Source organism: Kitasatospora sp. NPDC057965, assembly GCF_042887135.1.
Classification (GTDB): Bacteria; Actinomycetota; Actinomycetes; order Streptomycetales; family Streptomycetaceae; genus Kitasatospora.
In genome coordinates, this window is the sequence record NZ_JBHVPZ010000012.1 from 236,170 (window position 1) to 246,614 (window position 10,445).

Below are 10,445 nucleotides of genomic sequence, written 5' to 3' on the forward strand. Positions count from 1 at the left end.
CAACAGCCACGCCCCGGTCCCCTGTCACTAGGGACACGGATCCGGGGCGTGGCTCTGACGTCTTACTTCTCGATGATGGCGAGAACGTCGCGGGCGGAGAGCACCAGGTACTCCTCGCCCTGGTACTTCACCTCGGTGCCGCCGTACTTCGAGTACAGGACGATGTCACCGACGGCGACGTCGAGCGGCAGACGCTGGCCGTCCTCGAAGCGGCCCGGGCCGACGGCCAGGACGACGCCCTCCTGGGGCTTCTCCTTGGCGGTGTCCGGGATAACCAGGCCGGAGGCCGTGGTGGTCTCGGCGTCGAGCGGCTGGACCACGATGCGGTCCTCGAGCGGCTTGATGGCAACCTTGCTGCTGGTGGTCACGTCCGAGCTCCCCTTCGGAGATTACGGGGTTTTCTAACGGGTAGGGGCGAACTCGCGCATCTGCCGTCGCGGGGGTCAGACACGCACTGTCGCGTTAGCACTCCCCCGGTGGGGAGTGCTAGTGATGACCATAGGCCGCGGTTAGCACTCAGTCAACCAGAGTGCCAACGACGCGCCCGGCGGTCCCACGATCCGAATGAGTGGGCGACGGGTGGCCGTACTCATGTGCGGGGCGGTCCCGGCCCGCACACCCGGCCGTCCTCCTGTCGCCTTCGGCCAGCTCCGACCGGCGAGAATGGCGGGGTGGAGAACGACGACCTGCGGCCCCTGCTGACCGACCGGGGCCAGGCCCTGCTCGCCGAACTGCGCGACTTCGCGCCCGGGGAGGAGCTGGCGCTGGCCACCCGGCTGCGCAATGAGCACCCCGCCGAGCTGGTCTCGGCCGCCTTCGGGCAGGCCCGGCTGCGGCAACGGGCCCGGGCCAAGTTCGGCGCCGACGCCGACCTCATGTACTTCACGCCCAACGGCGTCGAGCAGTCCACCCGGCGCGAGGTCGCCGAGTGGCGGGCGCGCCGCTTCGCGGACCTCGGGGTGAAGCGGCTGGCCGACCTCTGCTGCGGGATCGGCGGCGACGTGCTGGCGCTGGCCCGGGCCGGTGTCGAGGTGCTCGCCGTCGACAAGGACCCGGCCGCCTGCGCCGCCACCGCCGCCAACGCGGCCGCGCTGGGCCTGGCCGACCGGGTCGAGGTGCGCTGCGCGGACGTCGCCGACATCGACGTCACCGGCTTCGACGCGGTCTTCACCGACCCGGCCCGGCGCACCTCGCGCGGCCGGGTCTTCGACCCCGAGGCGTACGCGCCGCCGCTGTCCTGGGCGATCGAGGCCGGCCGGCGCACCCCGGTCGGGGCGCTCAAGGTGGCGCCCGGCATCCCGCACGAGGCGGTGCCGGCCGACGCGGAGGCCGAGTGGGTCTCCGACCACGGCGACGTCAAGGAGGCGGTGCTCTGGTTCGGCACCCGGGCCGAGCGCCCGCACCGCGCCACCCTGCTGCCGCAGCGGGCCAGCCTCACCGGCGGCGACCTGCCCGACCCGCCGGCCGGCCCGGTCGGCCGCTACCTCTACGAGCCGGACGGCGCGGTGATCCGGGCCCACCTGGTCGCGGAGGTGGCGCAGCGGGTGAACGGGCGGCTGATCGACCCGAAGATCGCCTACGTCACCTCGGACGAGCTGGTCGACACCCCGTACGCGCACGGCTTCGAGCTGACCGACGTGCTGCCGTTCCACATCAAGAGGCTCAAGGCGCTGCTGCGCGAGCGGGGCGTCGGCACCGTGGTGATCAAGAAGCGCGGCATGGCGATCACCCCGGAGGAGCTGCGCCGCCAGCTGAAGCCCGCCGGCCCGAACGAGGTCACGGTGATCCTCAGCCGCACCGACCACGGCCCGCTGATGATGCTCGGCCGGCCGGTGACCGGCCCGGCCGCGGCCGTTCAGCCGGCCGGCGCCGCGATGTAGTCCTCAAGACGGGCCACCGCGAAGCCCTGCTCCTGGATCCTGGCCAGCAGTTCCCCGAACATCTGCGTCATCGTCTCGCCCTTGAGGTCCTTCGGGCCCCGGAAGTGGGCGAGCACGATGTCGCCGGGCCGCAGCTTCTTGTCCGCCGCCTGGTACTGCATGTCATGGATCTGCATCGACTCCCGCCACAGCACGATCGCCCGCGGCCCGCACTGCTGCACCGCGGTGTTGAGCGCCGGCGTGTTGGCGCCGTCGCCGTAGGGCGGGCGGAACAGCAGCGGCGGGGTGCCGTACTGCTGGGTGAGCGCGGCCTGGGCGTCGCAGACCTCGGACTTCTGCTTCTCCGGCGTCACCTTGCTCAGCTGCGCGTGGTCCACGGTGTGGTTGTGGACGTGGTTGCCGAGCGCCTGGAGCCGCTTGAAGTAGCCGTAGTCGTCCTTGACGATGTCGCGGGTCAGGAACATCGAGACCGGCACCTTGAGGTCGGTCAGCATCTCGACGAACTTCGGGTCCTTCTCGGCGCCGTCGTCGATGGTGACGAAGACGACCTTGTCGGCGGTCCGCACCTCGCTGAACACCGGGACCTGGCCGGTCCGCTGGAGCTTCACCGGCTTGTCGGCGGGGGCCGGGGGCGCGGGCGGCAGCGGGGTGAGGTGCCACTTCGCCCAGGCGGCGGCGTCCCCCTCGGCCGGGGCGGGGGAAGCGCTCGGCGGCGGGGTGGCCGCGCCCTGTTGCGGCGCGGCGGACCCGGCCGGGGCGGTGGTGCCGCCCGGCGCCACCAGCGCGGCGGACGCGGCGCCGCTGTCGCCCCCGCCCGAACACCCGGTGGCGGTGGCCAGCAGGGCCATGGCCCCCACCGCGTACACCGTCGTCCTGCTCCACCCGTGCCTGTTCACCGCGCCGCGCTCCCCGTTCCCGTTCAGCGATCCCACTCGCTAGCACGGTAACGCCACGGCGTTCGGTTCCCGATCGGACGTGCGAACGGGCGCCGGGATCAGCCTTGCACGGCCTACTCCACGTGCTCGCTGGTGAAGGACCAGCGGTGCACCGGGCGGCCCAGCAGGCCGGCGGGCGGCTCGGCCACCGGCACCGGCTCGCCGGACCACCAGGTGATCAGCAGCACGCGCTCGCCGGGGGCGGCGAACAGCTCGGCGCGTTGCAGCCCGGCGCGACCGCGCAGCGCGGGCAGCGCGGTCTCCCGGACCCAGGCGGAGAGCTCGGCGCCGCGTCCGTCGGCGGCCCGGGCCTCCCACATCGCGGCGGTGGTGCTCACGCCTGCCCGCCCAGGGCCTGATAGGCCTGGCCGTGGAAGTCCGTGTGCGGGACGTGGACCTCGGTGACGGGCAGCGAGGAGTCCGCCGACAGGTCGAAGGAGGACGGCGCGCGGTCCCGCCAGACCATCTCGGAGCCCAGCGCGGCGACCATCGCGCCGTTGTCGGTGCACAGGCCCGGGCGGGGCACCCGCAGCCGGATGCCGGCCTTGTCGCAGCGCTGCTGGGCCATCTCGCGCAGCCGCGAGTTGGCCGCGACGCCGCCGCCGATCATGAGGTGGTCGACGCCGTTGTCCTTGCAGGCCTTGACCGCCTTGCGGGTCAGCACGTCGGTGACCGCCTCCTGGAAGGACGCCGCGACGTCGGCGACCGGCACCTCCTCGCCGGCCCGGCGCTTCGCCTCCACCCAGCGGGCGACGGCGGTCTTCAGACCGGAGAAGGAGAAGTCGTACTCCGGGTCCCTGGGGCCGGTCAGGCCGCGCGGGAAGGCGATCGCCTTCCGGTCGCCCTCCCGGGCGGTGCGGTCCACCACCGGGCCCCCGGGGAAGCCGAGCCCGAGCACCCGGGCCACCTTGTCGAAGGCCTCGCCGGCCGCGTCGTCGATGGTCGCGCCGAGCGGGCGCACGTCGCTGGTGATGTCCTCGCTGAGCAGCAGCGAGGAGTGCCCGCCGGAGACCAGCAGGGCCATCGTCGGGGACGGCAGGCGGCCGTGCTCCAGCTGGTCCACGCAGATGTGCGAGGCGAGGTGGTTGACGCCGTACAGCGGCTTGTCCAGGGCCCACGCGTACGCCTTGGCGGCGCTCACGCCGACCAGCAGCGCGCCGGCCAGGCCCGGGCCCGCGGTGACGGCGATGCCGTCCAGGTCGCTCGCCTTGACGCCCGCGGTGTCCAGGGCGCGCTGGATGGTGGGGACCATCGCCTCCAGGTGCGCGCGGCTGGCGATCTCGGGGACGACGCCGCCGAACCGGGCGTGGTCGTTGACGCTGGAGGCCACCGCGTCGGCGAGCAGGGTGGTGCCGCGCACGATGCCGACGCCGGTCTCGTCGCAGGAGGTCTCGATGCCGAGGACGAGCGGTTCGTCAGCCATGGGGGGTGTCCTTCTTCACGTCCGGTCGCGGGTGGTCCGCGGGTTCGTCGAGGTCTTCGGGGCCGGCGGCGCCGTCGACGGCGACGGCCGCGAGGTCGAGGCGCATCACCAGCGCGTCGACGTTGGCGGGCTGGTAGTAGCCGCGCCGGATGCCGACCGGCTCGAAACCCGAGCGCTCGTAGAGCCGCTGCGCGCGGGTGTTGTCCACCCGCACCTCCAGCAGCAGGTCCGCGCAGCCGCGCCGGGCGGCCTCCCGGACCAGGTCGGCGAGCAGCGCCGCGCCGAGGCCGGCGCCCTGGTGGCGGCCGGCGACGGCGATGGTCTGCACGTCGCCCTCGTCGGCCACCGCCATCAGCCCGGCATAGCCGACGATCGTGCCGTCCGGGGCCTCGGCGACGGTGTAGTGGCGGGTGCCGCCGGGGCGGGCCTCGGCCAGCTCGGACCAGAACATGCCGGCGGACCAGGCGTCCTCGGGGAACAGCTCCAGCTCCAGCGCCAGCACCGGGGCGATGTCCCACCAGCGCATCGGGCGCAGCGTGGCGACGGGGGCGGCGGTGCGCACGGCCCCGTCGGTGCTCGGGCCGGTCACGCCGGGAGCACCGCCTTGTAGCCGGCCGGCACCTGGGCGTCCGGGCGGCGCAGGTAGAGCGGGGCGTTGGGCAGCAGGGCCCGGCCGGCGGCCAGCTCGGCGGCGGCGAAGTCGGCGAGCGCGCCGGCCGAGACGTGCTCGGGGCCGTGCGCGCCGGGGAAGGCGTCCGGGTAGAGCAGCGCGCCGGCGCCGACCGAGCGGGCGGGGGGCGTCAGCTCGCCGGGGCGGTCAACCGACGGGCCCTCGGTCCGGGTGCCCTCGGCGTCGTAGGAGGCCCAGTAGACCTCCTTGCGGCGGGCGTCGGTGGCCACCGTGAACGGCTCACCGGCCAGGCCCCGCGCGCGGGCCCGGTGGGCGATGGCGTCCAGGGTGCAGACACCGTGCACCGGCAGGCCCAGGGCGTGCCCCAGCGCGGCGGCGGTCACCAGGCCGACCCGCAGGCCGGTGTACGGTCCCGGGCCGACACCCACGGCGATGTCGGTCAGCCGGTGCTTGTCGACACCGGCCGCCCGCAGCACCTGGTCGATCGCGGGCAGCAGGAGTTCGCCGTGGCGCCTGGCGTCGACCTGGTCGGTCTCGGCGAGGACGGCCGAACCGTCGTGGACGGCGGCGGTGACGGCGGGGGTAGCGGTGTCGAACGCGAGCAGCAGCACGGGTCAAGGTTAGACCGGTCGGGCGGTGACCCGTCGGGCCCCGGCTCCGTCCCGCCGCCGGGGGCGTGCGCCGCACCGGTGGGAGTGCGTCCGGCGGGAGTGCGCCGCACGATCGAAAACCCGCCCCACGGCGGAACACACGTCCGACGCGATGCGGACCGGACGGACGGACCTGGCACGATGGGGCCGACGGTTTTGGGACGGCGGTGGGAGCACACGTGGCGAAGATGGGTCCTGGAGTGGTGGTCACGGGGCTGACCCTGGGGGCCCTGGCGGTGGTGAGCCTGCTGGCCTTCCAGGCCAACGGCGCGCAGGACCGCGCGGTCGCCGCCAATCCCGGCACGAGCACCACCGCGGCGTCCAGCGGGCCGGCCGCCCCGGCCACCCCGAGCGCCACCCCGACGCCGACCGTCCCGGCGCTGCCCACCGCGGGCACCGGCACCGGTCTGCGGGTCGTCTACTCGGTCGGCACGCACTACGTCTGGCTGATCGACCCGAAGAAGACCCCGCAGGTGGTCGCCGCCTTCCCGGTCACCCCGGGCACGGTCGAGCCGGCCCCGGGCAGCTACCCGGTGTACAGCCGCACCCAGTCCGGCACGGGCACCGACGGCAAGGCGATCGAGCACGTGGTGCGGTTCGCCCAGCAGAACGGCGTGGTGTTCGGCTTCAGCGCGGCCGTCGACGGCGCCACCGGCACGCCCGCCGCCCCGGCGACCTCCGCGTCCGGGACGCCCTCCTCGATCGGGAGCGGCACCGGCGGTACGAGCAGCGCGAGCGGCAAGACCGGCGGCATCCGCAGCAGCCGGGCCGACGGCCAGCTGCTGTGGGACTTCGCGCCGAAGGACACCAAGGTGGTCGTGATCGCCTGACCGGGCGGTGGGCTACGCGGCGCGGCGGGCCTCGTGCGCACCGCCGTCGGCCGACGGCTCCTCGGCCCGCGGTTCCTCCGCCGGACGGCGTCCGGGCGGGGTGCAGACCGCTTCCGCCGCCGCGCAGGCGGCCAGCAGGGCCCGCATCGGCTCCCCCGCGGCACGGCGGTCGGGCCCCTCGGCCCCGGTCCCGCGCGGTGCGCGCTCCGGGGCGGGCGTGGTGCTCGGCATGGCGCCTCCTAGTTAGGCAGACCTAACCTCAAAACCCATCCCACCACGCCCGGGACCCCGACCGCAACATCTTCCCGACAGTCTGTCGGCAAACCGTGACGGGGGCGGACGGCGAGGTCAGGCCAGCACGGACAGGTCGACGCCGTCCCAGCGGGGGCCGATCCCGGTCAGCTCCACCCGGCGCGGGTCCAGGTCGCCGCCCGCCGCCTCGTCGCCGACGGCCCGCTCGATCCGGACCTCCAGGCGGTCCTCCGACAGCCGCTCCACCTTGCCCTCGCCCCACTCGACCACCACCACCGACTCGGGCAGCGAGACGTCCAGGTCGAGGTCCTCCATCTCGTCGAGGTCCCCGCCCAGCCGGTACGCGTCGACGTGCACCAGCGCCGGGCCGCCGGTCAGCGACGGGTGCACCCGGGCGATCACGAAGGTCGGCGAGGTGACGGCACCGCGCACCCCGAGCCCCTCGCCGAGGCCGCGGGTCAGCGTGGTCTTCCCCGCCCCCAGCTCGCCGGAGAGCAGCACCAGGTCCCCCGGCCGCAGCAGCGCGGCCAGCTCCCGGCCGAGCCGGCCCATCCGGTCGGGGGTGGCGGCGGTGAGAGTGGCGTGCGAGCCCATGCGCGAATCAAGCCCTTCGGTCCGTACGGCGGCGCACCGGCTCTCGGGCGCCCCCGCTACCGTGCCACATCGACGGCGGCGCCCGCGCCGGACGTCCGCGGGACCCGGTCCGGCGAGGTCCGGCGAGGGTGCTCCCGGGCTCGCTACACGCGTTCGCCGACCGGGGGCGCCGGCGGGGCGGCGCCGCGGAAGCGGGCGGCCCGCTCGAACAGCGCGGCCAGCCGGCGGTCGACCGCGTCGGGCCGCTCCAGCATCACCAGGTGCCCGGCGTCCTCGACCAGGACCAGCTCGGCGCCCGGCAGTTGTTCGGCCATCACCTCGCCGTGGCCCGGCGGGGTCATCAGATCCTTGGTACCGGTCAGCACCAGGACGGGCATGCCGCGCAGGGCGGCGAGCGCCTCGGTCTTCTCGTGCGCGGAGAACACCGGGTAGAACTCGGCCACCACGTCGATCGGGGTGGCGTCCAGCATCTGCTCGGCGAACCGGGCCACACCCGGGTCGACGTCCTTCCCGCCGAAGGAGAACCGCCGGTAGAGGACGGCGCTGACGTCCGCGCCCAGCCGGCGGGTCGCCTCCACCAGGTCCACCTGACGGCCGAGCAGCTTCATCATGCCCGGCGCGACCCGGCGGAACAGCTTGGCGCCCGCCTGCGGCAGGCCGAAGGTGACGGCGTCCCAGTTCCCGGCCAGGGTGCCGATCAGCGCCACGCCGGCAACCCGCTCGCGGAACAGCTCGGGGTGCTGGTCGGCCAGCGCCATCACCGTCATGCCGCCCATCGAGTGGCCGACCAGGACCAGCGGGCCGGTCGGCGCGACGGCGTCGATCACGGCCTTGAGGTCGCCGCCGAGCTGGTCGATGCTGGCGGGCTCGCCGGCCAGGAAGGAGCGGGAGCGCTCGGAGCGGCCGTGGCTGCGCTGGTCCCAGAAGACCAGGCGCAGGCTGTCGCGGAACGCTGCGCGCTGGAAGTGCCAGCTGTCCTGGTTGAGGCAGTAGCCGTGGCAGAAGACCACGGTCAGCGGCTCGGGCGACCCGTCCGGCTCACCGGTGCCGTCCAGCTCGACGTACAGCTCGGTGCCGTCGGCGGCGGCCACCGTGCGGGGGCGACCGCGCAGCGAGCCGTACGGGGCCTTGGCATCCAGTTCGGCACGGGCCCGGCGGCGCATCGTCCGGCCGACCGTCAGCCGCTCGATCGCCACGCCCGCGGCGGCGCCGGCCGCGAGCACGCCGACCGAGATGCCGATCAGCCCGGCCCGGCTCACCCCGGTGGCCGCCTCGGCCGCCTTGACGGCGCGGGCCACGCCGCTGACCGCCCCGACCGGGTCGGCGCCGGGCTGCTCGCTCATCCGCGCGGGTCCTCGTCCAGGCCGCCGACGTAGCGGCGCGGCACCCGGGAGCCGATCCGGGTCACGATCTCGTAGGAGATGGTTCCGCAGGCGCGGCCCCAGTCCTCGGCGGTCGGCTCGCCGCGCTCGCCGTTGCCGAAGAGCAGCACCTCGTCGCCGATCGGCGGGGTGTCGCCGCCGAGGTCGACGACGAACTGGTCCATCGCCACCCGGCCGGCCACGGTGCGCCACTTGCCGTCGATCTGCACCGGGGCAATGCCGCTGGCGTGCCGCGGGATGCCGTCGCCGTAGCCGAGCGGGACCAGGCCCAGCGTGGTCGGGCCGGGAGTGGTGTAGTGGTGACCGTAGCTGACGCCGTGTCCGCCGGGGACGTGCTTGACCAGGGCCAGCCGAGCGGTCAGCGACATCACCGGGCGCAGGCCGAAGTCCTCCGGCGAGCCGACGTCCGGGACCGGCGAGAGCCCGTACATCGCGAGGCCCGTGCGGACCATGTCGAAGTGCGACTGCGGGAGCAGCAGGGCGGCCGGCGAGTTGGCCAGGTGCCGCACCTCGGGGCGCAGGCCGGCCGCCTCGGCGGTGGCCAGGGCGGCGCGGTAGGCGTCCAGCTGGGCCTGGATGGAGGGGTGGCCGGGCTCGTCGGCGGCGGCGAAGTGCGACCAGACGCCGACCACGGTCAGCAGGCCGTCCAGCTCGGCACGGCGGGCGGCGGCGACCAGCTCGGGCCAGTCGTGCGGCTGGCAGCCGTTGCGGCCGAGGCCGGTGTCGGCCTTGAGGTGGACCCGGGCCGGGATGCCGGTGGCGCGGACGGCGGCGAGCAGTTCGGTGAGCGCCCACTGGCCGCTCACCGAGACGTCGAGATCGGCGAAGAGGGCCTCGCGCCACGGGCCGCCCGGCGTCCACAGCCAGCAGAGGATGCGGGCCTGGTCCGGCCGGATGCCGGCGGCGCGCAGCGCGAGCGCCTCGTCGGGCGTCGCGGTGCCCAGCCAGCGGACCCCTGCGGCGACCGCCTCGCGGGCGCACCGGACGGCACCGTGCCCGTAGGCGTCCGCCTTGACCGCGGCCATCACGGCGGCCCCGCCGATCCGCTCGCGCAGCGCGTCGAGGTTGCCGCGCAGGGCGGCGAGATCGATGGTCGCCTCGGCTCGCGCGCCTTCGGTGAGAGTGGCCATAACGGTCGTCTTCGCAGTTGTCATCAGGGTCAGTCTCCCAGACATCCCGGGGTCCTCGCCGAACGGCCCTCGGCACGCCGCCCCGGCGCAACCCGCCATCCGGTCCGGACGCGCACGAATCGCGCCCGGTTCCCTCCCGCCCCGCACCGGCCCGCAGGTGCAGACCGGCCGGCCTACCGCACCCGCCCGACCGCGCTCCGGAGCGGAAGGTCGGCCGGGCCGACTTCCCGCTCCCGCGGTGGCCGGTCGGTCGCCCCGTCCGCCCCTTCCGTCGCGCGGACGTCGTTCCAGGCGGCGGAGACGGCCCCGGCCACCTCCAGGGCCGTGACCGGGGCGCCGGGGGCCGCGGCGGCGTGGCGGGCGGCGAGGCCGTGCAGGTAGGCGGCCACCGAGGCGGCGTCCAGCGGGGAGAGGCCCGCGGCGAGCAGCGAGCCGGCCAGGCCGGCCAGGACGTCCCCGCTGCCGGCGGTCGCCAGCCACGAGGTGCCGGTCGGGTTCACCCGCACGGCGCCGCCCGGATCGGCGACCACCGTGGTCGAACCCTTCAGCAGCACCGTCGCCCGGTACGCCGCCGCGAGCCGCCGCGCCGTGGCCAGCCGGGCGGCCGCCAGCTCGTCGGCGGCCGGCGGCCGGGCGGCCGGGTCGCCCGCGCCGCTGCCCGCCGCCCCGGCGAGAAGCCGGGCCGCCTCCCCCGTGGGCGGGGGCAGCAGCGTCGGCGCCGTCCGAGCCGCCAGCCCG

At 75.3% G+C, this 10,445-nt stretch carries 13 protein-coding genes; 2 read left to right on the forward strand and 11 right to left on the reverse strand.

The annotated features are described in order from the left end of the window. Positions 1 to 62: 62 nt before the first annotated feature. Entirely contained in the window at positions 63 to 368 is a 306-nt protein-coding gene (gene groES, locus ACFVVU_RS18220) for a co-chaperone GroES (protein ID WP_014136232.1), read from the reverse strand. Between the two features lie 303 nt (positions 369 to 671). Here groES and ACFVVU_RS18225 point away from each other — a divergent pair, with 303 nt between their 5' ends. Further along, positions 672 to 1,880, forward strand: a complete 1,209-nt coding sequence (locus ACFVVU_RS18225; protein ID WP_387790860.1) for a methyltransferase domain-containing protein — start codon at positions 672 to 674, stop codon at positions 1,878 to 1,880. Here the strand turns inward: ACFVVU_RS18225 and ACFVVU_RS18230 are convergent. The 5 genes from ACFVVU_RS18230 to tsaB form a co-directional block, all read right to left on the reverse strand. Then, positions 1,856 to 2,776: a polysaccharide deacetylase family protein gene (locus ACFVVU_RS18230; protein ID WP_387790862.1), complete on the reverse strand. Its 921-nt coding sequence runs from the start codon at positions 2,774 to 2,776 to the stop codon at positions 1,856 to 1,858. The two genes, ACFVVU_RS18225 and ACFVVU_RS18230, sit on opposite strands and share 25 nt — an antisense overlap. Before the next feature lie 113 nt (positions 2,777 to 2,889). Next, complete coding sequence (locus ACFVVU_RS18235; protein ID WP_387790864.1) at positions 2,890 to 3,153, reverse strand: hypothetical protein; 264 nt, start codon at positions 3,151 to 3,153, stop codon at positions 2,890 to 2,892. Further along, positions 3,150 to 4,238 carry a tRNA (adenosine(37)-N6)-threonylcarbamoyltransferase complex transferase subunit TsaD gene (tsaD, locus tag ACFVVU_RS18240; protein WP_387790866.1) on the reverse strand — a complete coding sequence of 363 codons (1,089 nt, stop codon included), beginning with the start codon at positions 4,236 to 4,238 and terminating at the stop codon, positions 3,150 to 3,152. Before tsaD ends, ACFVVU_RS18235 begins: the two co-directional genes overlap by 4 nt. Continuing rightward, complete coding sequence (gene rimI / locus ACFVVU_RS18245; protein WP_387790886.1) at positions 4,231 to 4,764, reverse strand: ribosomal protein S18-alanine N-acetyltransferase; 534 nt, start codon at positions 4,762 to 4,764, stop codon at positions 4,231 to 4,233. Before rimI ends, tsaD begins: the two co-directional genes overlap by 8 nt. A gap of 59 nt (positions 4,765 to 4,823) precedes the next feature. After that, entirely contained in the window at positions 4,824 to 5,480 is a 657-nt protein-coding gene (tsaB, locus tag ACFVVU_RS18250; protein WP_387790868.1) for a tRNA (adenosine(37)-N6)-threonylcarbamoyltransferase complex dimerization subunit type 1 TsaB, read from the reverse strand. Positions 5,481 to 5,707: 227 nt separating this feature from the next. On the opposite strand from tsaB, the gene ACFVVU_RS18255 reads away from it, so the two are divergent. Beyond that, positions 5,708 to 6,349, forward strand: coding sequence for a hypothetical protein (locus ACFVVU_RS18255; RefSeq protein ID WP_380681615.1), 642 nt, complete (start codon positions 5,708 to 5,710; stop codon positions 6,347 to 6,349). A gap of 12 nt (positions 6,350 to 6,361) precedes the next feature. Here ACFVVU_RS18255 and ACFVVU_RS18260 read toward each other — a convergent pair whose 3' ends face one another. The 5 genes from ACFVVU_RS18260 to ACFVVU_RS18280 form a co-directional block, all read right to left on the reverse strand. Next, positions 6,362 to 6,580 (reverse strand): hypothetical protein, encoded by a 219-nt coding sequence (locus tag ACFVVU_RS18260; RefSeq protein ID WP_380681586.1) that lies wholly within the window; start codon positions 6,578 to 6,580, stop codon positions 6,362 to 6,364. Positions 6,581 to 6,697: 117 nt separating this feature from the next. Further along, positions 6,698 to 7,195, reverse strand: a complete 498-nt coding sequence (gene tsaE, locus ACFVVU_RS18265; protein WP_380681588.1) for a tRNA (adenosine(37)-N6)-threonylcarbamoyltransferase complex ATPase subunit type 1 TsaE — start codon at positions 7,193 to 7,195, stop codon at positions 6,698 to 6,700. Between the two features lie 143 nt (positions 7,196 to 7,338). Next, positions 7,339 to 8,538 (reverse strand): alpha/beta fold hydrolase, encoded by a 1,200-nt coding sequence (locus tag ACFVVU_RS18270; RefSeq protein ID WP_380681590.1) that lies wholly within the window; start codon positions 8,536 to 8,538, stop codon positions 7,339 to 7,341. Continuing rightward, a complete protein-coding gene (alr, locus tag ACFVVU_RS18275; RefSeq protein WP_387790870.1) occupies positions 8,535 to 9,707 on the reverse strand; it encodes an alanine racemase in 1,173 nt (390 codons plus the stop codon). The genes ACFVVU_RS18270 and alr overlap by 4 nt, the downstream gene beginning before the upstream one ends. 173 nt (positions 9,708 to 9,880) lie before the next feature. Then, positions 9,881 to 10,445, reverse strand: a 565-nt coding sequence (locus ACFVVU_RS18280) for an NAD(P)H-hydrate dehydratase (RefSeq protein ID WP_387790872.1), incomplete at its 5' end; no start/stop codon positions are given.